Annotated in this window: 16 protein-coding genes and 1 pseudogene; 14 read left to right on the top strand and 3 right to left on the bottom strand. The window is 51.3% G+C overall.

Going from position 1 to position 22994, the window contains the following annotated elements; translation table 11 throughout:
- The 7 genes from C6558_RS38015 to C6558_RS37985 form a co-directional block, all read left to right on the top strand.
- Positions 1 to 642: sugar nucleotidyltransferase (locus C6558_RS38015; protein ID WP_107028779.1), on the top strand; the 642-nt coding region annotated here is incomplete at its 5' end.
- Between the two features lie 130 nt (positions 643 to 772).
- A complete protein-coding gene (locus C6558_RS38010) occupies positions 773 to 2527 on the top strand; it encodes a glycosyltransferase (protein ID WP_107028778.1) in 1755 nt (584 codons plus the stop codon).
- A gap of 83 nt (positions 2528 to 2610) precedes the next feature.
- On the top strand, positions 2611 to 3339 hold the full coding sequence (locus tag C6558_RS38005; RefSeq protein WP_256371999.1) for an ABC transporter permease: 729 nt from the start codon (positions 2611 to 2613) through the stop codon (positions 3337 to 3339).
- Complete coding sequence (locus C6558_RS38000) at positions 3336 to 3989, top strand: ABC transporter ATP-binding protein (RefSeq protein ID WP_107028776.1); 654 nt, start codon at positions 3336 to 3338, stop codon at positions 3987 to 3989. The genes C6558_RS38005 and C6558_RS38000 overlap by 4 nt, the downstream gene beginning before the upstream one ends.
- Complete coding sequence (locus C6558_RS37995) at positions 3934 to 5265, top strand: hypothetical protein (protein WP_158269012.1); 1332 nt, start codon at positions 3934 to 3936, stop codon at positions 5263 to 5265. Before C6558_RS38000 ends, C6558_RS37995 begins: the two co-directional genes overlap by 56 nt.
- Positions 5266 to 5277: 12 nt before the next feature.
- On the top strand, positions 5278 to 6330 hold the full coding sequence (locus tag C6558_RS37990) for a hypothetical protein (RefSeq protein ID WP_107028774.1): 1053 nt from the start codon (positions 5278 to 5280) through the stop codon (positions 6328 to 6330).
- Complete coding sequence (locus tag C6558_RS37985) at positions 6327 to 7664, top strand: hypothetical protein (protein WP_107028773.1); 1338 nt, start codon at positions 6327 to 6329, stop codon at positions 7662 to 7664. Before C6558_RS37990 ends, C6558_RS37985 begins: the two co-directional genes overlap by 4 nt.
- On the opposite strand, the gene C6558_RS37980 is transcribed toward C6558_RS37985, so the two are convergent.
- The 3 genes and pseudogenes from C6558_RS37980 to C6558_RS37970 all read right to left on the bottom strand — a co-directional run.
- Positions 7656 to 8453, bottom strand: a complete 798-nt coding sequence (locus tag C6558_RS37980; RefSeq protein WP_107028772.1) for an SAM-dependent methyltransferase — start codon at positions 8451 to 8453, stop codon at positions 7656 to 7658. The genes C6558_RS37985 and C6558_RS37980 overlap by 9 nt on opposite strands.
- 935 nt (positions 8454 to 9388) lie before the next feature.
- On the bottom strand, positions 9389 to 9685 hold the full coding sequence (locus tag C6558_RS37975) for a hypothetical protein (protein WP_025431154.1): 297 nt from the start codon (positions 9683 to 9685) through the stop codon (positions 9389 to 9391).
- Positions 9685 to 10742: pseudogene (locus C6558_RS37970) on the bottom strand (IS66 family transposase); the annotation flags it as partial. The gene C6558_RS37975 and the pseudogene C6558_RS37970, both read right to left, overlap by 1 nt.
- A 448-nt stretch (positions 10743 to 11190) precedes the next feature.
- Between C6558_RS37970 and C6558_RS37960 the strand changes: the two are divergent.
- The 7 genes from C6558_RS37960 to C6558_RS37930 all read left to right on the top strand — a co-directional run bounded on the left by C6558_RS37960 (position 11191) and on the right by C6558_RS37930 (position 22542).
- On the top strand, positions 11191 to 14892 hold the full coding sequence (locus C6558_RS37960) for a glycosyltransferase (protein ID WP_107028770.1): 3702 nt from the start codon (positions 11191 to 11193) through the stop codon (positions 14890 to 14892).
- 19 nt (positions 14893 to 14911) lie between these two features.
- Positions 14912 to 15838, top strand: a complete 927-nt coding sequence (locus C6558_RS37955; protein WP_107028769.1) for an NAD-dependent epimerase/dehydratase family protein — start codon at positions 14912 to 14914, stop codon at positions 15836 to 15838.
- 205 nt (positions 15839 to 16043) lie between these two features.
- A complete protein-coding gene (locus tag C6558_RS37950) occupies positions 16044 to 17282 on the top strand; it encodes a polysaccharide pyruvyl transferase family protein (RefSeq protein ID WP_146160972.1) in 1239 nt (412 codons plus the stop codon).
- Between the two features lie 89 nt (positions 17283 to 17371).
- The gene (locus C6558_RS37945; RefSeq protein ID WP_107028767.1) at positions 17372 to 18142 is read left to right on the top strand and encodes a hypothetical protein; all 771 of its coding nucleotides are present in this window, start codon (positions 17372 to 17374) and stop codon (positions 18140 to 18142) included.
- A gap of 65 nt (positions 18143 to 18207) precedes the next feature.
- The gene (locus tag C6558_RS37940) at positions 18208 to 19212 is read left to right on the top strand and encodes a GSCFA domain-containing protein (RefSeq protein ID WP_158269011.1); all 1005 of its coding nucleotides are present in this window, start codon (positions 18208 to 18210) and stop codon (positions 19210 to 19212) included.
- A gap of 31 nt (positions 19213 to 19243) precedes the next feature.
- Entirely contained in the window at positions 19244 to 20938 is a 1695-nt protein-coding gene (locus tag C6558_RS37935; RefSeq protein WP_107028765.1) for a glycosyltransferase, read from the top strand.
- A complete protein-coding gene (locus C6558_RS37930; RefSeq protein WP_107028764.1) occupies positions 20935 to 22542 on the top strand; it encodes a hypothetical protein in 1608 nt (535 codons plus the stop codon). The genes C6558_RS37935 and C6558_RS37930 overlap by 4 nt, the downstream gene beginning before the upstream one ends.
- The last annotated feature ends 452 nt before the right edge of the window (positions 22543 to 22994 follow it).

Below are 22994 nucleotides of genomic sequence, written 5' to 3'. Positions count from 1 at the left end.
TCGTATGTCGTACAACCGTCGCCAGATGGGCTCGCGCAAGCATTTACCTTAGGCGCCGATTTCATCGATGGCAGTCCCGTTGCTCTTGTTCTCGGCGATAATATTTTCTTTGGATCCGGTTTGGCCGAACTCCTAAACACAGCACGAGGCCGCGACGGCGGCGCAACGGTTTTTGCGTATGAAGTTGATGATCCTGAACGATACGGTGTGGTGGAGTTGACTGCCGATGGGCGTGCTATCAGTTTGGAAGAGAAGCCGCGTCAACCTAGATCACGATTTGCAGTAACTGGCCTATACTTTTACGACAGTAGCGTAGTGGATAAAGCAAGAACGTTGAAACGCTCCGAACGTGGCGAGTATGAAATAACCGACCTTAACCGGCTTTATATGGATAGCGGTTCTCTATTCGTAGAGCGGATGTCTCGGGGGTATGCTTGGCTGGACACAGGGACGCACGACAGTTTGCTCGAAGCTTCTGAGTTTGTTCGGACAATTCAGCACAGGCAGGGGACAAACATTGCTTGCATTGAGGAGATAGCATTCCTACAGGGCTTCATAACGAAGGATAAGCTCTTAGTTCACGCAAACAAGTACGTAAAGACGGCCTATGGTCGCTACTTGCAGCAGGTTGCGTCGGAGTAGGTCTAATTCGACAAAACCGTAATAGGAGACTGCTGGCTTGGGTGCGGGCAGCGACAAGTCGAGACCACGCTTAATATTCTTGTTGGCCACATAGCCGTTTTTATTAAGTAGCCAACCAGGGTAGTGACATATGACCGCTTTAGCCGAAATACTCACTCGTGCTGGCAGAAGTCTCCGCGCCGCAAATTACTCATTACAAAAAAAAATTGAGGGATATTACTACGGTTTCCTTCGTGACCGCGTGAGCGAGCGCAAAAGTCCTGTGCCGGAGACCTTAAAGTTTTCGATCCTAATTCCGGTCTATAATACAGAGCCGAAATTTCTGCGCAAATGTCTACAAAGCGTTTTGAGGCAGACCTATCGAAATTGGGAGGTCTGCCTAGTTGATGACGGTTCGAGCAGCCCGCGCACTTTGGCGGTCCTCAAAGAATTCGAGGCGTTACAAAAGTTTAGTATCGCGCGGCACGAAACTAACTTGCATATTGCCGCGTCCACAAACAAAGCGTTTGCCATGTCCACTGGTGACTGGGTCATTTTGCTGGATCATGATGACACTCTTCATCCCCAGGCAGTGGAAGAGGTTGCGGTCGGTATTCGTCGGTGGCCAAACGCTGACATCATCTATAGCGACGAGGATAAGATTAATAAATACGATTGGCGGTTCGATCCATACTTCAAGCCAGATTTTTCGCCGGAACTTCTGCGTTCGCAAAACTATTTCAACCATTTGACAGCCTACCGTTCTAAGGTTGTGCGGGAGGCAGGTGGTTGGAGATCTGGGCTCGATGGGAGTCAAGATTACGACCTTAACCTGCGGCTAACAGAAGTGGTGCCTTGGCTGAATATCAAGCATATTCCCAAGGTCTTGTACCATTGGCGGGCAACAGCAGGTTCCACCGCATCGTCAATTGACGGAAAGACATATGCAGTTGCCGCCGCGATGCGTGCACTTGATGAACACAGAGCTAGATTAGCCATCTCTGGCCGAGTTGAGATGGTATCGGGCACTTCATTCTTTCGGATCACCCGAGATATCAAACGAGAAGTGCGCGCCATCTCACTGTTGGTTGGGTCTGAGTGGTTCGATGCCACTAGATTGGGGCAAACCCTGTCTACGCTATCGGGTCTACGCAATATTGAAGTCATGGCTCTCATCCCATGCGGTGCGGCCTGTCAAACCGATGCGGCGAAAGAGATTAAAAGGTCATTGGAGGGTTCTGCCAGGGTAAGACTCTTTTTTCAGAGGCCTGGCGAGGTAGATGCAGCCTGTTGGAATAGAGTGGCCGCCGAGTGCACGTCACGATATCTGTGTATACTGGGTGGGGTTGTGGAGTCAGAATCGCCCGATTGGTTAATTCGCTTGGTCTCAATGGCGGGTGACCGGGGGGTGGGGTGCGTTGCACCAAAGTTGGTGCTGCCGGACCGGATCGTGCACAGCGCAGGAATTGTTTTGGGCGCTTGGCCAGGAGCGAATTTCGCACACGCTGGATATCGTAGCAATGTTGGAGGATACTTCGGAAGATTGCGCTTGACACACAACGTCTCAGCCACCAGTTCATTGTGTATGGTGGTATCGAGAGCAAAATTTCTCGATGCTGGCGGGTTTAATGAGGCTATGAGGATGGGCATCCTGAATGACGCCGACACGTCATTGCGGATGAGCGGCCTTGGATTGCGCCACGTCATCGATCCATCAGTACAAATGATTTGTCACACGCCTAACTCAGCCACAAGGGTCGAATGCCCCCCTAAAAATGACGTATTTTGTGAACAGTACGAGTTTCTTCGAAGCCGGTGGGGTGGAAAGTTGGACGCGGATCCATTCTATTCGCGGAACCTGAGTCATCGGGCAGCGAACTTTCTAATTGATGCGCTTCGGCGCTGACGGGAGATAGTTTGTCAAAGTCTGGTTTTTCATCGTCTCTGGCGCGACTGCTTAGCGCGCGTGCCAACATCATATATGCGCTAATGCTAAGGGATATGCGGACGAGGTTCGGGCGCTCTCACGCAAGTTACCTGATAGCGATAGCGTGGCCGATCGTTCATCTGTTGGTGTTGGTGGTGATTATGGCGTTCGTTAATCGGATCGCACCAATAGGCGGGGACCCAGTTGTGTTCGTAACCAGCGGTGTGCTTGCCTATATCCTATGCTTTTACCCGGCGAGGGCAATGGGTATGGCGTTAGAGATGAATAGAGCTCTGTTTCTATTCCCGGTCGTTAAGGTTTTTGATGTTATTGTTGCTCGCGCGGTTGTCGAGTTTGTTACATCCTTTATCGTGGTTACTGTTGTTTTCGTATCCGCCGGCTTGAGCGGCATAGATCTATTGCCCCTCGATAAATTTACGCTCGCCTCTGGCATAGTCGCAATTATATACTTTTCGATATCTCTTGGCTTTGTAAACGTTGTTCTGTCTTCGATATTCAGGATGTGGAACATAGTGTTCATTTTCATGATGTTGGGTATGTATATGACATCAGGATTGTTTGCCGTTCCGTCGTCTATGCCTACCGCTATGAGGGAACTTGTTTGGTACAATCCACTATTGCATGCCATTGAATGGATACGTTCGGCATACTACGAAGGTTATGGGGATGAAATGCTTTCGAAAGCTTACTTTCTCAGTTTAGGAACTATTTTTTTGTTCCTTGGACTTCTTGGTGAACGTTTTATGCGTGGGAAGTTGTTGACCGGATGATCGCACTTTCAAATGTATTCAAGTACTTTCGTACAAAAGGTGGCTCAAAGATCATCTTAGATCATGTTTCCATGGAGTTTAAGTCTGGAATTTCCTATGGAATATTGGGAATTAATGGGGCCGGGAAGTCCACAACCATGAGGATGCTAGCGGGGACCGAGCTTCCAAATGCTGGGGCGATCCACCGAACGGTACGAGTATCGTGGCCGCTGGGCTTTTCTGGTGGATTGCATCCAGCGATGACAGGTCGCGAGAATGTCCAGTTTGTGGCCCGGATTTATGGCCAGAATCCTGCGCGCGCGGTAGAGTTTGTGGAGGACTTCGCTGAAATCGGCGCATATATGGATGAGCCTTATCACAAGTATTCTTCCGGCATGTCGCAGCGCTTGGCGTTCGGGTTGTCGATGGCAATCGACTTCGAGTGCTATCTTATAGATGAGGTTACCGCCGTTGGTGACGCACGCTTTCAGATGCGCTGCCATGAGGAATTCAGCAAGCGCCGCGGACACGCCGACATAATTATGATATCTCACTCTATGGAGACAATTCGAAATTATTGCAGCCGTGCGATTGTATTGGCTCATGGTGTTATGCATGAATTCAATGACATCGATGACGCAATCGAACTTTACAACAAACTCAATCGGTGAAGGTGGCGACATGGAATCGGTCGTCATTCCTGACCAGAAAGTTAAGGCTAGACGTAAAGATCCGAGGGAGCTTTCTACGGCGATCTCCGTTGAACTCCGGAGGATGGCGCGCAAGGCTAGGCTGGCGAAGCCCGTCAGTAGTGGCGGCGGGGGGTTTCGTGCGCGACGAAGCGACAAAGCATTTAGAGCAGTTATACTTTCAAGTCTGCTCTTCGTGTTTATTCTACCTTCGATTATTTCTGTCGTCTATTATGGGATTATCGCCTCCGATCAGTTTGTATCGGAGGCGCGGTTCTTAGTGAAGTCTTCCGATGGGCGTGAAATTAGTTCGTTTGGTGGTTTGGGAGCCTTGCTTGGCGGTCAATCCACCGACGCAGCGATAGTGTCTGAATACATCCATAGCCGTGCCATGATCGAGGCTCTAGGGAAGAAATTTGACCTTAGAAAGATCTTCTCAAGTGACGAGGGAGATTTCTTTGCGAGGATTAACCCTGATGCGAGCGCCGAGGACCTGGTTGAGCATTGGGAAAAGCAGGTAAGCATTAAGACCGATCGGGCGTCTGGTCTTATTACACTAACAGTAAGAACGTTTTCACCGGAAACGAGTCGCGCTCTGGCAGGTGAGATCGTTGAGCTTTCCGAACGTATGGTAAACGACTTGACTGGACGCAATCGGAGCACTTCTCTCGTGGAAACGCATGAAGGATTGCTGCGCTCACAGGAGGTTCTACGGCAAGCGGTTATTGATCTAAGGGACGCCCGAAACGAGGCCGGTATATTGGACGCTGACGTTGAGAACAAAGCGATCACGGAAATCATGACTGCGCTTAGCCTTGAGGAATCGAAGGTAGATGTTCAGATTGCCTCATTAATAAGGACAGAAACGACCAGTGGTCCGCAACTCCGAGCGCTGCAAGCGAGAGCTGCTGCGATCAAAGACCAGCTAGCTACCTATCAGCAGCAGCTTGCTGGAGGTAACTTGACCGGACAAGACAGGGATCTCGCGGATCGAAGCGCATCTCTCTCTCAGAGGGCACTCGAGGTAAAGATCGCGCAGAATGAGTACGCGCGCGCGTCTGCTTCTTACGAACTTGCCCGGTTGAATGCCGAGAGACAGAAATCGTATTTATTAACCTATGTTCAGCCGAGACGCGCTGACGAGGCTTTGTATCCAAACCGGGTTCTGATGTCGTTCGTCGTGTCCATATCTGCATTCATCGCTTGGGCGGTGCTTGCTGGTATCGCGCTGCTCGTTAGGGATCACACCGCAGCGTAAAGAGATGTTCACATGTACTTTCATGTCGACCACGATGGTGGTTCATTTATAACCGGTTGGGTGGTGGCTGATAACCCGGGTGACGTCCCCGAACTCATTATCAGAATCCCAAACCGCAAGGAGATCGCATTCTCCGCTAACGTTTTTCGCGCCGATCTGCGTGACTTGGGCATGCACAGCACTGGCCAGGCGGGTTTTCTTGTTGACGATCGATATGTTCCCGATTTGGCTGAAGTGCCAGAGGTAACGCTCATTGAGTCGGATTCTGGCGTAACGATTTACAAGCGTTTTGATCCGCAGCGACACCTACCCCAAAAATTCCTCTTCATCGATGCGAGCGTTTTTCCGCAGATTAAGCTAATTCGAAGTGTCATGTCGTTCTTTACGCAATCGTATCCCTTGGCTCAGAGGCTTTCTCTTGAGACTATAACCGGATTGTTGTCGTTGACTAACATTAAGTCTATATTTATCTGTGGCTCACCAAGTTGGCAACGCCATGGCGACCTTGCGGTGGAGCGTGGGTTTTTTACCGCGGCATTGCTTAGGGATCCATTTGAAGAGCTCGCCGAGAAAATTTTGTTCTTGACTCATTCGTTGACTCAGCCGGAAGGAGTTCGCGCAAGCCCTGCAATAGAGCGTTTCGAACCATTATTGCCTTATCTTCAGGGCCTAAAACTCGATGACTCCAAAGAGGTCCTAAGCGCGGTCCGCAGAATGCCTCCACCGGTAAAGGCTCTAATCAAATCACCGATGACGGCGACTTTTGGGGCGGCGCCCGACGAGATCGTGCAGCGTAGGAGTGTCAGCGCCGCACTGGACAATTTGGCGAAGATAAGCGTTGTTGGTTTGCGCTCCCGCTACGATCTTTTTACCTCGATGGTCGACGACTACCTAGGTGCGCCCGTGCTCGCATACTCGGAACTAAACTCGCTCCCAGGTGTGCATGACCTTGCTAAGCGGCTAAGCGACATCGGAATTGTCGCAGACCTATTAGACGAAGACATCGCGCTGTATTCGTTCGTGGAAGAAGCCGTGGTCGCCGGTCTCAAGAAAGAAGCGTCATGACATCGAGCGGTAGTCCCTATCAACTGCGGCAATTGGACAAGGACAATATCCCAAACACCTCTGGTGTGGAGGGCGGCGGTGAGGCTTTGCCGGTTTCCCCGGAGACCGGAGGCCGCAAAGTATTCCGGGCCAAGGATGGTGACAGATTACCAATCTTGCGTCGTTCTGCATCGTCGGTGTTGGGGCGGATGAGTGGTTTGGTTAACGCCAACCATGGTGGCAGGAAAGGGGGATTGCTGACCTTTGTCGGGCTAGTTTTGTTCCCGAGCCTCGTCGTCCTACTTTATTATCTTTTCGTGGCGTCCGATGTGTATGTTTCGGAGGTTAAGTTAACTGTGCGTGAATCCTATGATTCGGATTCAGTTTCAAATCCCGTTGGGTCGAACGCGTTGTCATCTATCGTGGGTAAATTAGGGATCCGTGGAAGTGGATCGACCGCGCAAGACTCGATGATCATCTTGGATTATCTAAAAAGTCGGTCGGTGATTGCAGATATCGGCGGACGAGTTACGTTGGAGAAGATCTATGCTCATAGTGACGTGGATATGTTCTCTCGGCTAGGAGCATCGAGGGATATGGAGGAGTTGTGGGCGTACTGGAAGGAGCACGTGACTACCTACGTGGATACCGCATCAAATATCTTGACGTTGAGGGTGCGTGCATTTCGCGCGAACGATGCACATTGGCTAGCTGAAGAGCTAACACGACAAAGTGAAGTGCTAATAAATAGAATCTCTCAGAGGAACCGGGAAGACGCGTTGACTCGAGCTCGAGGAGAGGTTGATCGCTCTATGAGCGAATTGGCTGCTGTTAGATCTGACATTGTCTCATTCCAAAGAAAAAACAATGCGTTAGATCCGCAAGCCACGGCCAAGCAAATTATGGAATTGATCTCAAACTTGACGCTCAAGAGGATTGAGCTCGAGAGCGAGATATCAGCTTCGCAACGGGTTGGTGCGAGTGATCGCCCTGGGGATAAGTACCAAAAGTCCGTGTTAAACGTCATAAATGAGCAAATTTCAGATCTGCAATCCAGGCTTGCTAGTAGTAGTTCTCAATCGCTTTCTGATCAGCTTAAGGACTTTGAGCTCCTGAAGTTAAAAGAACAGTTCGCCGCGCAGCTATATGGTATATCAAGGTCGAGTTTCGAAGAGGCACGCAGGAATCTCAACAATCAGCAACTATACGTGGTGGTTATTGTGCCGTCGATGCGGCCGGACTTAGCTTTGTATCCAAAGCCCGTGGAGGAAGCTGCAGTTGTATTTCTTGGGTTGTTAATAGTCTGGTCTATCGGTTTTCTTCTTTTTGCCACAATTCGCGACAGTTCAAACTAAAGGCAAATTTACCTTACGGAGGACGACCAAAATCTCGTTCTCTAAGGCCGTCTCGAGGGCTATTTCTGCCAATCCTTCGATCACCTTAGCAACATGGTCATTGAACGTCTCGCGTGTCCAGCAATGAACGTGGGTGTCCATTCGGGCCGCCAGCAGCATTTGGGCTTCATTCTCTTGCTGCTCGTCCGCGATCGGCGCACCGTAAATCGGATGAACCAGCTTCACGTGATCCCGATATGCATCGATTAGAGATGGTTCGCCGCCGCTTCTGAGGTCTTCCACAAGATGGTCGTAGGTTGTGGGTGCGCGATATCGGTCGAATGTGTGGCGCATATCGGGAATTGCTATGACGTAGACGCCACCTGTTTTGATGCGTTTGAGCCCTTCGAGAATTGAGCCCAGCGGGTTGGCAAGGTGCTCGATTACATGCGCTGAAATAATGAAGTCGACGCTTTCATGGCCTATACCCTCGAACGATTCTGCATTGATGGCCCCGCAGACGACGGCCTCGTCGTTCCCAAAATGGCGCCGTAGTTCGAATGAATTTCGGATGTCCCCATAGGTAACACTTACGCCCTCCTTTACTGGGAAGGGGCGGTCTCCGCCACCCACCTCAATTCCGGCGCCAGCGATGAACAAGTCCGAAATGATCGTCCTGGCGCCGTTTACCCGGTGAAACCCAATCTGCTCTTGTAACAGGCGTCGTTGACGATGAAGTTCGGCCACTGTGGCGACGAGAACTCTATGTGATGTCGACTGCCAGAAGGCTTCGGTTTCTGCTTCGAACATTGCCGCAATCCCCTATTCATTTTCTTGTCGCTCATTGCCGGTGCAATGCTGGTTTTCGTCAAGCGCGGACGTTTGAAATCAACGTTTGAAATCAACAACGGCAAACGGAAGCCCGCGAAGAGAAAGCCCTCGAACTCTAGGCACTTTCCCGAGTACCTACCGCGCGGCCGTTAGTCATCTCCGCGCCAAGAGCTGCCGAGACATCCGAAGTGATCCCGCACCAGCGGAAGATGATTGAAACGGGCCGCGAGAAGCCCGCCTGCAGCCAGTGCAGAAAAAATCACCCGGGCGCCTGCGCCCTGGCCGGATGGTTACGATGTGCATTGCAACGCAACGACTGCACACCACTTCCGACTGAAGTTGTCGAACTGCCCACCGAGCCGCATACGAAAAATCTCTCCCGAAACCGTCTACGAAAGTCGTGGCTTAAAGAACGGCGCCCACCATACAGCCTTGGTATGGTGGGCGATCCTTGTTTGCAGGCTTTCAATCTTAAGCGGCGTGCATAAGTTTCGTCAATGTTTGTTCAAGATTATCAGTGACATAAAATGTCATTTGAGCGCCGTCCGGTTTCCTTGCCGACGTTACAATTGTGGATCCGACCTGCTCTGGAATGATACAAATTACATGCTCTGGGTTTATAAAGACCGGTGCAGGTCCGAACTCCCAGAATTCAACCACTCTCATAATGGCTACCTTGTCCTATTTTCAACGCCAGATGGTATCCTGATCGCTGTGAGCGCTGTCAACCGGGTTGCTTACCAAATGGTGAGCCGATCGCCGATTGCAGCTCCGAGTGTTGTGGCGAGAACACGAGGATGCATAGCATCTATCGTTTTAGTTGGGTGCAGTGGACCACAGCTAGCCTGCCCCTTAATGCGATGTTAGCGGTCAGAGTAGCGCTAGGAGGCGAATCGGGAGTAACCGGCCGATTGTTACCGCGGAGATTTCGCTTTGAGGCGGGCGATCAGCTCCTCGTCGTCGACAAAGCTGTCGAGGAAGTCGTTCCATTCGTCGGTTGAACGACGGGCGTAGGAGAGCATCTGTTCCAATTCCTCCATGCCGTCGTCTGTTAGAGCGGTGACGGATTCGTCCTCCCCGTTATAGACGCTGATGATGCTGCCGTAGGTCAGGTTATCATCGTTGGAGACGATTGCCCGGAGAAGCTCCGGATCCTCGCCGAGAATTTCGGCGACATATTTGAGCGTGCGGACATAGGTGATTGTTGCCATTAGGCTGCCTCGGCGCGGATGGTGGCGACAGGTGACCAATGCCAAGGAAGCAGTTCGTCGAGGCGATTGATCTTGTGATCGTGGATGCGGTCGAGCACATCGGCGAGATAGGCCTGCGGGTCGATTCCGTTCATCTTCGCCGTCTCGATGATGGTCATGGCTCGCGCCAGGGTTTCCGCGCCGGTGTCGGCGCCGGCGAATAGCCAATTGCGTCTACCAGGGCGCGCTCAGCGGCATTGTTGTCGATGGCGACACGACCGTCGTCCAGGAACAGGCAGAACGAGGACCACCTGCTCAGGCCATACCGGAAGGCTTGAGCCAAATCGCCCTTGCCTGGAGTATGGGTCAGTTGCGCTTCGGCCCAAACGCGCAACGCCTCGACCTTTGGCTTGCTGTGCTTCTGACGCGCGGCCAAGCGGATATCGGCAGGCTGACCGGCAATGTCGCGCTCGATGTCGTAAAGCGCGCCGATACGATCGAGAGCCTCTCGCGCGATCTCCGATTTGTTTGAGGTCCAGATATCATGGAAGTCGCGTCGCCAATGCGCCCAACAGGCCGCTTCGCGGAAGCGGCGCGCCCCATCAGCTCCAGGTTCGTAGAGCTTCCCGTACCCTTTGTAGCCGTCGGCTTGAAGGATGCCCCTTGTCTGCCTGAGGTGATGGTGGACGTGCTCTTCCTTCCAGTCCGGCGCGAAGTAATAGATCGCGCCCGGTGGAGCCGCGCCCGCCCAGGGACGTTGATCGCGGACATACGTCCAGATCCTGCCCTTCTTCACGCCCTTGCCCAAACCCTTATCCCGAAGAGAACGATCCAGCACCCGGATCGGGGTGTCGTCGGCATGGAGGAGGTCACTGCTCATGATTGCGGTCTCGATCTGCTCAATCAGCGGCTGAAGCACCTGCATGGCGCGACCGCACCAATCGACCAGCGTGCTGTCCGGAATGTCGGCGCCCATGCGGGCGAAGATCTCGTTCAGGCGATAGAGTGGCAGATGGTCGTCGACCTTGGAGACCAGGATGTAGGCCAGAAGACCCTCGGTGATCGTCGCACCGTCGAGCCCGACAGACATGACAATGTCGAGCTTCTTCTCGTCACCCCAACGCCGCCGCCGTTCCTGACCAAGAATTTCGACACGCATCGCAAACCTCGCCTAAGATACGTCGCAAACGACGTCGCTAAACACGTGTCTTAGGCCATCACGACGATAGCCGACAGGCGGTGACAATCGGGTGGTTACAATGGGGATGCTAGCGCTCTCGTATCCCCTGGACTAAGACATCTAGTAAATACCGCCGCTGCGCACGACTTAGAACGCTATCGTCGCACACTGAAAAGCATGTGGAGTTGGAGCGAGTGGCGACCTATCTTACCTCCAAGCCGGGGCAAAGCTCTCGCCTCAAAGGCGAGGAACTCGGCTGCCTTCAGTCATATGATTTGACCTGCCCCCTCCAGTTGGGTATGCGAACGTTGTCGCTCCGTTGAGGTCCAAGGTCGAGTTTTATCCCATGAAAAAACTTAGAAAGTTCATCCGATCGAACGTAGCGCGTCGGCTCCATCGGAATTTACTGTTTGACCGCCAATGGTATAATTGGCAACGACTGACGCCGGCCTCAAGCTTTCGAGATGCACGTCACCACTATCAGAAAATCGGCTTGAAGGCTGGTCTTTCGCCACATCCTTTGTTCTCAACGGAGTTTTACTTTTCACAGCGGCCAGATGTCAGAGCTGCTGGGTGCGATCCTGTGAAGCATTTTATAGATTTCGGCTGGCGTGAAGGGGCACAGCCGCATCCAGATGTAGATATCGCGTTCTATCTGGATCAATCGCCCGATCTGAACGGACTGGATCCTTTGACGCACTACCTTGCGCGCGGCTGGAAGGCGGGTCTGCGAATTGTTCCTGATTTTGACGCCACGGCATATTTGCAACAAAATCCCGACGTGGCTAAGGCAGGCGTGGAGCCTGTCTCACATTTTTATGCGTACGGAATGCGCGAAGGACGCGTCGCGCCAAAGACAACTGCTCATAGCACACCGCGGGATGATGTTTCGCTGACTGCGAAATGGTTTGGCAGGGCCAAACATGCGGTTCGAAAGGTGAAGCACCCGAAAATCACGCCGGAAAAACTTGCTTACCACCCAATGTCGGACCACGCGTGGTCAACTCGAAATATTGAAATTTTCAGCTCGCTCCGTCTCAAAAACGCGTTTTCCAGAAGCAAATCAGCGTTATTGCCTCAACCAATGAATTTGCTTGCAGCAAAGTTGATGGCTTTAAACGAGAACGAGGCAGCGTTTTCACGCCCATTGAGCACAGTGCTGCACAGTGACTCGGCAACGGCGGGTTCATTGGTCGAACGTATTGCTTCATTAGGATTGTCACCCCAAGCCATCGTTGACACCCCCGACCCTCCAATGCCAACGCAACCAATACTGATCACTTACGATCAGGAGCGGTTAGAAGTTAGCGAACGTTTTTCCTTCCTGGCAGAGGCAGTCGGAACCGTAGTTGGTGGTCCCTCAATTAGTGTCGTCATGCCCGTTTACAAGCCACCCCTTGTATACTTGGAGCGAGCGATAGTTTCTGTACTAGCGCAAACTTATTGTAATTGGGAGTTCATAATTGTTGATGATTACTCAGAACGGCCGGATATTTCAAGCCTTCTTGAATATTACAAGGATCTGGATTCTAGAATAAGTGTAATTAGCTGCGCACACAATCTCGGCATTTCTACAGCAACGAACTTAGCGCTAGACGTGGCTAAGGGCGACTTTATAGCTTTTTTGGATCACGATGACTTACTTACTCGAGACGCCCTGGAAACCATGGCTGCGTCAATCGACTCATCGGGCGGTGTTGATTGGCTCTACTCCGATGAATGTAAGATTGATGACAATGACATTGCTATAACGCTTTTCCCAAAACCGGACTGGAGCCCCTATCTCCTCTTTAATTGCATGTACACCGGGCACTTAGCACTGTATCGACGTTCAGTAGTAGATCGTGTGGGACGTCTGAACTCTGAGTTTGATTTCTCGCAGGATTACGATCTGGCGCTTCGCATAGCTGAGCAGAAGCCGAAAGTCGTACATGTCCGCAAGTGTCTTTATGGTTGGCGAATGATCGAAGGATCTGCTGCCGCCGGCGGCAAGTCGTATGCGCGTCAGACGAATATCGCAGCCCTTCAGGCAGCAATTAATCGGCGCGACATTGGCGGCACCGCAATACCGTTACCTACTGCTAACCGCGTCCAACGGACGTTTGACGACCCTCAGCCTTTGGTCTCAATTATAGTGCCGTCTGATAGTGTTACAAATATAGAGGCGACGATTGCTTCAATAGTGAGCAAGTCCACATACCGCAACTTAGAAATCATCGTAGTAACGAGATCTGATGTTGCACAAAAAATAAGTCGTGCATTTAGTGCTTTCCCACTGACCGTGGAGATTTACGACAAGCCGTATAATTTCTCCGATAAGTGTAATGCTGGCTTTAAGCGTGCCAAGGGTGAGTATGTCGTATTCTTCAACGATGACGTACGCGTCATTTCGGCCGATTGGTTGGAGGCCGTGCTGGAATGTTTAAGCTTGCCGGGCGTCGGAGTGGTCGGCCCCAAGCTGCTTTATGAGGATGGCAGCATCCAGCACGCAGGAATGGTTTCTGGCGTGAGGCGCCTTGTTGGCACGGCATTTCACACATTTCCGGCAGAGACAACTGAGCATTTCAATTTCGCGCAAAGCGTACGAGAAGTCTCGATCGTATGTGGCGCATGCTTAGCGATGCCGTCAGCGGTATTTAGAGAGGTTGACGGATTTGATTCAAACAATACGCCAATCAGTCATTCCGACGTTGACTTGTGCTACCGCGTAAGGGCAGCAGGATACGCGTGCATTTACACACCACATGCTAAATTGACGCACATCGGGCACCTGTCAATTGGGCTAATGGAGAAAAAGAAACGTGAAAGATCTGCGGCGCATCGCATAAAAGACAAATCGGACATCTACTTGATGAAGAAATGGGGTCAGTTCTGCGCTGATGATCCATATTTCCCTCCCGGTATGCGTGATATTCTCTACATCGACTCCCAGGAGCCGTTCAGTTACTATCCAGCAGGGGTAGATGCGTCGAATCTGAACCGTGATGCAGTGATATTCTCCCACGATCTGAGCCGAAGCGGGGCGCCCAAGATAGTCTTTGATATGGCCGAATGCCTCATTTCATCCGGTAGTTTTGTGGTCGTAATCTCCCCTGTCGATGGCCCGATGCGGCACTCCCTGAACGAACTGGGTGCTCATGTTATCGTTGATCCGCTATCGTTGACTGGCGATAAAAACACTATTGATTTGGTGAAGAATTTCGATGTTGTTATTGTAAATACGGCCGTTTGCTGGCCTGTCGTTGGTCCCTTATCGAAACTGACGGACGTGCTATGGTATTTTCATGAGACCGAGCTCATCCGTGAGCTGGCGGACACACAAATTGGATTTGTACGGTCCCTGGCGGACGCGAAGGCGGTTTGGTGTGGCTCCGTTCATTCGGCGAGGTATTTGCAGCCTTATCTAGCTGATAAAATTAGCATCTTGCCTTACGGAGTGGATGGACCGGATGTAGATCCCACGGCATTCGACGCGTCCACGAAGTCAATTACAATTGCCGTCCTTGCAACGATTGAGCAAAGGAAGGGACAAGATCTCGTCGTAGAGGCCTTTCTTCAATTGCCCGATACCGTGAGACGAAAGGCTGAACTCAGGATCGTGGGGCGCGTAAACGAAGCGGACTTCTTTGCCCGATTAGTAGCGCGTGCTCAAGGAGAGTGTAGAATATACTTTGAGGAAGCCGTTGACCTTAATACATATCGCGAACGGCTTAATGATAGTGATGTTGTGATATGTGCCTCTCGGGACGATACATTACCGCTCGTGTCTTTAGATGCGCTGTCTGCTGGAAAGATTCTCGTTTGCAGTCAGGAGACAGGCACTTCGCAGTATATTGAGGACGGAGTTTCGGGGTTCGTACTTGCGACCAATTCTTCGGAGGAAATCGGCAGGGTAATTACACAGATTTTAGAAGACTACGCCCAGTTGGAATTTGTGTCACGGAAGGCGAACGAGACGTATCAACGCTTCTTTACAAAGGAACGCTTTGCATCCGACTTTCTGAATTTTGTTGGGCTCAGCGATCAAAAAGGCGATGCAGCATTCTGATGTTTAGGTGTTTAGATTAATGCATATCCGTGCGAACAACATTTTGGTTGCTGGTGGGAGAGGGTTCATTGGCAGTCACGTAGTGCGCCAATTACTTTCTAGGGGCGCAAACGTATGTGTGCTCGATGTAGCGCCAGCCAACCAGTTTCACTCAAGACTTAAGTGGATACAAAGTTCGTTCGACAACGAACAGGTTGTCCAAGAGGCGTTGAGTGATTGCGACAGCGTTGTCTATCTAGTTGCATCGAGCCTACCGGCCACGCAAGCGACACCCGAGGACGAAATCGTTGGTCAGGTCCTGACCCCGGTCAAATTTGCGGAGCGATGCGCAACTTCTGGGGTCAAAAGATTCATTTTTGCGTCATCTGGAGGAACTGTTTACGGCGATGGCGGGACGCCGCCCTATACTGAGCATTCAAGTTGTCAGCCCCGCAATCTGTATGGTGTTTCTAAATTAGCATGCGAGCACTACCTAAGGATAATTGGTCTCACCACCTCAATGACTACTTGCTCATTGCGAATTTCAAATCCGTATGGCGAGGGCCAAGTCGCCCGCCAAGGGCAGGGCTTTGTCGCAGCAGCAATCGAAAAGGCAATACGAGATGAGCCGATGATAATTTGGGGCGATGGCAGTGCAGTTCGAGACTTTGTGTATGTTGAGGATGTGGCAAAGGCTGCTGTTTTGGCGTGCTTTTCAGATAGCCGTGCTCCAACTATTAACGTTGGCTCTGGACGCGGTGTCGCACTATCGGAGGTACTTGATGCGGTGTCGGAAGTGCATGGTAAACCGTTGAGTTTGGTTTTCGAGCCGAACCGCAACGTTGATGTGGCTGTTAACGTTCTGGACATCGCGCTTGCGTCAAGCGAATTGGGGTGGCAGCCGGGAGTGTCTCTTCGGGAGGGGGTAGAGATGACTTACCGTTGGTGGCTCACTTCCCAAGCATAGTCGCGCAACGTCGATCGTTTGTATGCTAATTGAGAAGAACCGTGACCTCCACACCAATGCCGCATCATTCATTAAAAAGGGAATGTTCGCTGGGAGGGCAAGACGCGGCTACTCTCAAGCGTTAGGTAATCCGTTCATCTTATTTATTGCTTTTAAATGACTTGGTGAACCAGGTAAACAATACGGTTTTAGTATGAAATCTGCGTTGCGTATGATCTACTATACTGGTGTCCCGAATGTCGGGGATTTGGCGAACGCCGACATTGTGAGCGAATTTGGAGGCGTTCCGACGGTTCAAGCCTCTGATCTGTGCCTACCGCACCTGCTCGCTATAGGAAGTACGCTGGAGTCTGCTGTAGAAAATACGATCGTCTGGGGAACCGGCGCGATGGAGCCGGAAGGTATGCTAGGTCGCCCAGCGGTTGGGAATATTTTTGCGCTTCGTGGCAAACTGACTTATGCGGCTCTGCGCCAGGCCGGGCTTCCTCTCGTAGATATGCCGCTGGGGGATCCAGGTTATCTTATCGCGCGCATGTTTGGAACATCCAGGCGCCCACCCACGTACAAGGTGGGCCTAATAGCCCATTACACCGATAGGCACCATCCGACGGTTCGTGCTATGAGGCAAAATCCGGAAGTCCGTGACCTCGACGTGAGATGCACTGATTTAAGAAGTTTTATCTCCGAGATGATGACGTGCTCAACAATTGTGAGTTCTTCGCTACATGGCCTCATTTTTGCCGAAGCCTTAGGCATAGCGAATTTATGGGTCGAATTCGATACTCGCCGTAGTCATTTTAAATATCGTGATTGGTTCTCCACGACGGAGCTACCGCGCTCTGCTCCGTTTCGCGTGAAAGGCGGACATGATGTCGATGAACTCTACAAGCGCGCGAGACTGCATGAGAGCAAGATAAACGTCGATCAACTGGTTGAGTCGTTTCCGCGGCACCGATCAGCCGAGCTCCTGACGCCTTGGGGGGAGACCTTCGTGGGGCATGAGCAATGCCGGGCTAGCGCGATACCTATGTTTATCAATCTAGACGCAGGTCTTTATAGCACAACCATCGCACGCCTGAACCAACTCACGCGGCATGTACCGATTACTCTAATCTTGTGCAATTCTGCCGTCTTGCCACCCGCAACCGTTGAAAGGTTAGGAATCGCCCTTCCGGGCATAGAGTTTGTGCAGAAGAAGTTTGATCGGGGAACACTCCTAAAATACTTCGGGAATTGGGCGGAGCCCTCACGTTTCCTGTGCCTGAGCGGAGCTCCATTGATATCAATCGATCAGTTGTATTTCGATCTGTCATCCGCTCTTGACCACAATCCCTACACGACGGAAGCACGTATAAGGGGGCCAACATTTACTCTTAGCTTGCACCGCGGCGGCCTTTTTGACGTGCCGTCAGTCCCGACGATCCTTTCAGGTGGTGTTGGGTAGACACTTTGGAGGCTTTGAAGTAACGAGAACAAAAGGGGTGGTTATCGGGCAAAATAGCTGATGATCGGTATAACCTGCAGGAGTTTTGAATGAAGTGCATTGTGTTCGGCCACAGCCATATGACAACCATTTTGCCAAGCGCGGATGAACTGAATATGGCTTACCAACCGCAAGGACTGGAGTTCAAGTTTGTTCAGTTTCCTTGGTTGAGGTCAGTTCACCCCGCATTTCGCAGAGTCGGCGATGGCACAATCATCTTAAATGATGCGATATTGCTTGAGCTTGAGAGGGCCGGGCTATACGAGGATGACGATATAGTACTCGCGTCGGTGGTTGCAGGGAATGAAAACCACGCTTTGACTCTATTGAAGCATGATGATCCTTTCGATGTAATTTTACCTATGAGAACTGATCTTCCCGTCTCCGCCCAAAGTGTAATTTTACCTTTTCAGGCCTTCAAGGAAGTGTTGCGCCAGAGCGTGTTGCTGTGGTGGCCGCTAATATCGGAGTTGAGGAGAGTTACTGGTCGGCGTGTTGTTCAGATCGAAACCGTTCCCCCGATTCCGGACAATAGCCATATAGCCGAGAAACTGGACCCATTTTTTAAACGCGTAACTATTAATCCCGAAATTAGCGACAGATACCTCAGATACAAGGCTTGGCTGACACTGTCGGAGGTCGTATGTGAACTCGCCCGGGCAGACGATGTTGAGTACTTGACTGTTCCTCCATCAATGCTTGATCACGAAGGTTTCCTTCGCCGCGAGGGTTGGTTTAACGATGCAACTCATGGCTCGGTAACATACAGCGCGCATGTGATTCATCGGCTTGCAGGACATTTGGTTGGAGGTCGGATGTAATGGAGACAGTACCTTATCGTAGGTTGCCACGAACTAATTTCTGGAAAAGTCTATCAGACGGATCAATGGCGGATGTGGATATTGTGTCGCCTTCTCGGCTCGCTATCACTCAACAGGATAAGGTCGCGACTGCGGGGAGTTGTTTTGCGCAACATATTGCGGCGCGCCTGTCGGGTAGCGGCTTTAATTATCTGGTCACTGAGCGTCCTCACTCTACTTTGCCGATGGACGTCGCACGCGCGCATAACTATGGTATTTATTCTGCCAGATTCGGAAACATCTATACGGTGGCTCAACTCCACCAGTTAATCGATAGAGTCTATGGCGCCTTCATGCCTGCCGAAGACGTGTGGTTCGACATGTCCGGGCGGATTGATGATCCTTTCCGACCAGGAATTGAACCCAGTGGGTTCCCGACGATGGAAGAGTATCTCAGGGACCGTGCTCAGCACTTCGCTGCAGTTCGCGAGATGCTGGAAACGATGACGGTGTTTATCTTCACTCTTGGGCTAACCGAGTGCTGGTCATCAAAGCAGGATGGTGCCGTGTACCCGCTATGTCCAGGGGTGGCTGGTGGCTCGTTTTCTGCTGAACGATACGAGTTCCAGAATCACAGTCTGGCTCGCATGAATGCAGAACTCGATGGGTTCATTTCGAAACTCAAAGAGATCAATCCAAACTGCAGGGTCATCTTGACTGTCTCTCCGGTTCCGCTTGCGGCGACTTACGAACCTCGACATGTCTTAGTTTCAACGACCTACTCGAAATCAGCGCTTCGGGTGCTAGCCGAGGAGGCGGTGCAGAGACACCCACATGTGGAGTACTTTCCTTCATATGAAATAATAACTGGGTCTTTCAATAGGGGCGGTTATTACGCTGAGGACTTGCGAACTGTACGCTCGGAAGGGGTAGATCACGTTATGCGCCTATTCATGCGGCACTTTACCGACGGTAGCAGTGCGCCGGATATTGGGAGCGTCGATGAACCTAAGGCTGAAAGTACTCACGTAATCGCGAAGACAATTGCGGATCTAGTATGCGAAGAGGCCATACTTGGCTCGTTCTCTTGAGAGTTGATATAAAGGAAATAAGAGATTTAAAATGATATTTTCATTTAACCTGACTGAAATAGCCCAGCGCGATGTCTTTTGTGCCGTCGATCGAGAATCTGAGGCGACTGTTGGGCGAAGCGACGACGGACTCGCTTTCGGTGGCGTTGCAGATGTAAGAAAGTGGAAAGGTGGGAACTTCCTTCAAGTTGCCCGCTTGTTGGCTACTGATTTTGGTGCCGGGGCTATTGTCGTTGCGCGAAACCCGAATGTGGTTATTGACGAAAATCTGTTTCAACGTATCAGTGATACGCTAGCGGTGGTTACCGCAGTCACAGATAAGTGGGCGCTAATTTCTGGCGCTGGACTTGGCAACCGCAATGATCGTCAATGCGTATATTATAGCTCGGCGGAGCCGTTTCTACCATTTGGCCGCTACATACGCCCAATTGTTGATAGTCTCCCCGATTTCTATATTCTCAATGCGAGTTTTCTGAAGCTATTTTTAGAGGCAGTGGAGACGCCAGATCTTGAGTTCATCGAGACCGGAATTATTCTCGCCGGCTATTTCCACGGCTATGTGAGCGTATATGCTCCGACTTTGTCCGCTGCTATAAACGGACCCTTCTTAAGCAGAGAATTGCGCCGGAGCCCGCAGTTGTGGTCCCTAATCGAAAAATTCGGTCGGACAAACGAAATAAAGACATTCTCCGGTAGCGCCCTGAGGTTGCACGGAACAGAGAGTAAAACCGACTACGGCAAGGTTGATTTTGCTGATCGGTACTCCGCAGTTATCGCGCCGTATCTCCCGGGCGTATCGATTTCGATTGTGACGAGAACAAGGTTCCAGCGGCCGCATTTGCTGGATCGGTTACTAACATCTATCAGCCGTGCGAGGCCCTCGGACGGTGCAATCGAGGTAATACTTTCGACCGATATTGGAACTGAGGCGGCAGAGGTTGAGTTCGCTCGGGTCAGAGACAAGTTTCCAAACATTTCTCTGCGCCTCTGCGTAAATGAGATTGCTAGCCATAGTAGAATTGATAACCTAATCGGTGGCTTTAAATCAGCGAAGAATGATTACATTTGGATTGTTGATGACGATGACTACGTAGACATTTTTGCATTCAAGAATGTCGAGGAAGCCTTGTTCCTTGCTGCGAAGCCAGTCATTATTTCCGGAACGCAGGCGCATGTCGAAACCTGGGAGAAGACCGAAACACCATTTCCCGTCCTCGCGGAATCTCGGGCGGGGACGCACTGGCCTCCCGGAGGATGGAGAAGCATGTTCGGTGGGGTCAACCAGCTGCCGATCTGTAGCGCGCTTATACCGAGGGACGTTGTGTTGGATGTAATCGATAGATTTACATTCCGATATGATCTGAGCGAAGACTACACTCTTTACCTCTTATTACTCTGCGCTCCGAACTTGCCTGAGATCCTCGAACTTCCCGAGGTTCTCACGCATGTATCAATTCGAGAGGATGGTCAAAACAGCGTGACGATCGCTGACCGTACCAATTGGACAAGGGATATCGCAGGCTTCTTGAGCGACCTTTTTGCAGTCGCAACAAATGGAGGAGGAGGAAATTGGGGGGTTGTGGCTGCTGCCGCGACGCCCCAGCAGCTATCTGCGTCTTCCCAATTGGACGGGATGCGTGCTGAGGTGGACATACTACAACGGCAGGTTACCAGTCTGAAGCAGCAAAATCGATATTTGTATCAATTGATCGAAGAAACAAAATGAAGATTTCCGTTTATACGTCTTGCTCGGCCAACTATCTGCCAAAGGCTCGTGTTCTCGCAAGCAGCCTTAAGAAGTTCCATCCAAGTGCAAGCATCACACTATTGCTTGCGGACGAGGTGCCCTATTTTGATGAAAGAGGGACTTCGGTATTCGATCGTGTATGGCGTCCAAAGGATCTTGGCTACAGCGACAGCTGGATCTTTAAGCACAACATAATGGAGATCTGCACGGCTGTTAAAGGTCGGGCGCTGAAGAGAATTCTCGAAGAAGATGATGCAGATCTCTATCTATACTTCGATCCCGATGTCTGTGTATACAATCCGCTGGATGCGCTGTTGCATTACATGGGTGAGAGCGAAATTGGCCTGGTCCCGCACATCACTAAACCCGAGGATACCGATGTCGGAGTTCGGGTGACGGAAGTATCGGTGGCATTGCACGGCACCTACAACCTTGGTCATCTTATTATTAGGAAGGGTGCTAGTAGCACGGCGTTTGCGAGTTGGTGGGCATCGCGTCTGGATCAGTTCTGCTACGACGACAAAGACTATGGCTTGTTCACAGATCAGCGGTGGTGTGATCTTGCGCCGGCTTTGTTTGATAGGGTGGGAATTCTTCGCCAACCGAACATCGACGTCGCTAGCTGGAATGTTTATGGGCGCGAATTCCAGCAATCTGACCCTGCGGACATGTGTTCGATCACTGTCAACGGTATGCCACTGTTAACTTATCATTTCTCCGGCACTGGGCCGACAGGCACGCATAAACGCGTGCGGGAAATATTTGCACCCGCTGATCCGGTTGTTGCAGAAATTGAACGCCTCTATGAGGATGAGATTGGAAAGCAAGGACAAGCGCTGCTTGCCGAGTTACCTTATGGTGGCGACTTTTTCGACGATGGAACTAAGATCTCGCAACAGGCGCGGCTCCTATATCGGCGCCATGCTGATCTCTCTGTTTCATTCCCGAACCCGTACAATTCGGGAGATGGAAGTTATCTCAAGTGGTTGCGGGAGCAACGCCAGAGTGCAGTAAACGGTATTCGTTTGCGGCCTGAACAAATCGCGCGCGGTTTCGACTCGTTGTTTGATGAAGAATTCTATATTGGTCAATATCCGGAAGTCTCTGTTCAGGTGAAATCTGGCAAGGTTACTTCTGCGCGCGAGCATTACGTAAAGTATGGCTCTCGTATGCTGTACGATCCAAGCAGGTATTTTGTTTCGTCCTATTATTACAACCAAATATGCCGTGGATTCGGTACGAATCCCGAGCTGAATAGCGTGGACATTACTGGAACTTTGCTGTGGCACTATCTGACAGTTGGGCTTGAGAATGGAATTGAGCCCGTCGACGGCTTCGATAGTGGCTGGTATATCAGACAGTACCCCGATCTCGCAGAAGCTCTGACCGAGGGGCGAATTTCTTGCCCCTTGGAACATTTCGCTGTGCATGGTGATACAGAGCGACGGCGTCCGAGTGAAAAGTTTGATCCGGGCCTTTTTCTAGCTCATTCAGCAAGAGCCAACGAGTTGGTGGCATCTGGCGCAGCTCGAGGGCCGTTGGCTGCAAAGATCTTGCTGGGACATGTTACCGGCAGCTCGTGAGGTGATCTAGGCTATCGGAGTGGTGGATTCGGAGTTGATCTCCGGGGGGGTATAGTTGCGTAGCCGGGCATTTGCGACTTGCACGGCTGCGCGGCTACAATTGCCTCTAAGTTTCAAGGTTAAGAATTTCTGCACTCATTGCGTCGTGACCTCTAATTTGGATGTGATTTGTTGCTCACAGATTCTCATTCTGCGTGCCCGAACGCGCGTGACGGTAAATGATCATTGGGGCGGAAAGTCTCGCGCGGCTTGATCAGATCCAAGCAAACTCGGGTTGAAAGCTGCGCCGCGAAAGTGACCTGTAGACCGGAGATCAAGCCGGGCGGGGCGCGTATCCTGCGCGAACGCTACGAGGCACAGAAGGCCGCGAAAAAGGCGGCCAAGGCAGCCGAGTAGGTTCGCGTTAAATACTGAAACCGAAAGTGAAATCGGGGGCGGATTGCCTCGTCCGG

The sequence above is a fragment of the Ensifer sp. NM-2 genome (genome assembly GCF_003024455.1).
Lineage (GTDB): Bacteria > Pseudomonadota > Alphaproteobacteria > Rhizobiales > Rhizobiaceae > Ensifer > Ensifer canadensis.
This window is presented reverse-complemented; position numbering and strand designations above follow the sequence as displayed.

Coding starts and splice junctions, on each gene's coding strand:
- C6558_RS38010 (WP_107028778.1), top strand. CDS start 773: ATGACCGCTTTAGCCGAAATACTCACTCGTGCTGGCAGAAGTCTCCGC.
- C6558_RS38005 (WP_256371999.1), top strand. CDS start 2,611: ATGCTAAGGGATATGCGGACGAGGTTCGGGCGCTCTCACGCAAGTTAC.
- C6558_RS38000 (WP_107028776.1), top strand. CDS start 3,336: ATGATCGCACTTTCAAATGTATTCAAGTACTTTCGTACAAAAGGTGGC.
- C6558_RS37995 (WP_158269012.1), top strand. CDS start 3,934: ATGAATTCAATGACATCGATGACGCAATCGAACTTTACAACAAACTCA.
- C6558_RS37990 (WP_107028774.1), top strand. CDS start 5,278: ATGTACTTTCATGTCGACCACGATGGTGGTTCATTTATAACCGGTTGG.
- C6558_RS37985 (WP_107028773.1), top strand. CDS start 6,327: ATGACATCGAGCGGTAGTCCCTATCAACTGCGGCAATTGGACAAGGAC.
- C6558_RS37980 (WP_107028772.1), bottom strand. CDS start 8,453: ATGTTCGAAGCAGAAACCGAAGCCTTCTGGCAGTCGACATCACATAGA.
- C6558_RS37975 (WP_025431154.1), bottom strand. CDS start 9,685: ATGGCAACAATCACCTATGTCCGCACGCTCAAATATGTCGCCGAAATT.
- C6558_RS37960 (WP_107028770.1), top strand. CDS start 11,191: ATGAAAAAACTTAGAAAGTTCATCCGATCGAACGTAGCGCGTCGGCTC.
- C6558_RS37955 (WP_107028769.1), top strand. CDS start 14,912: ATGCATATCCGTGCGAACAACATTTTGGTTGCTGGTGGGAGAGGGTTC.
- C6558_RS37945 (WP_107028767.1), top strand. CDS start 17,372: ATGAAGTGCATTGTGTTCGGCCACAGCCATATGACAACCATTTTGCCA.
- C6558_RS37940 (WP_158269011.1), top strand. CDS start 18,208: ATGGCGGATGTGGATATTGTGTCGCCTTCTCGGCTCGCTATCACTCAA.
- C6558_RS37935 (WP_107028765.1), top strand. CDS start 19,244: ATGATATTTTCATTTAACCTGACTGAAATAGCCCAGCGCGATGTCTTT.
- C6558_RS37930 (WP_107028764.1), top strand. CDS start 20,935: ATGAAGATTTCCGTTTATACGTCTTGCTCGGCCAACTATCTGCCAAAG.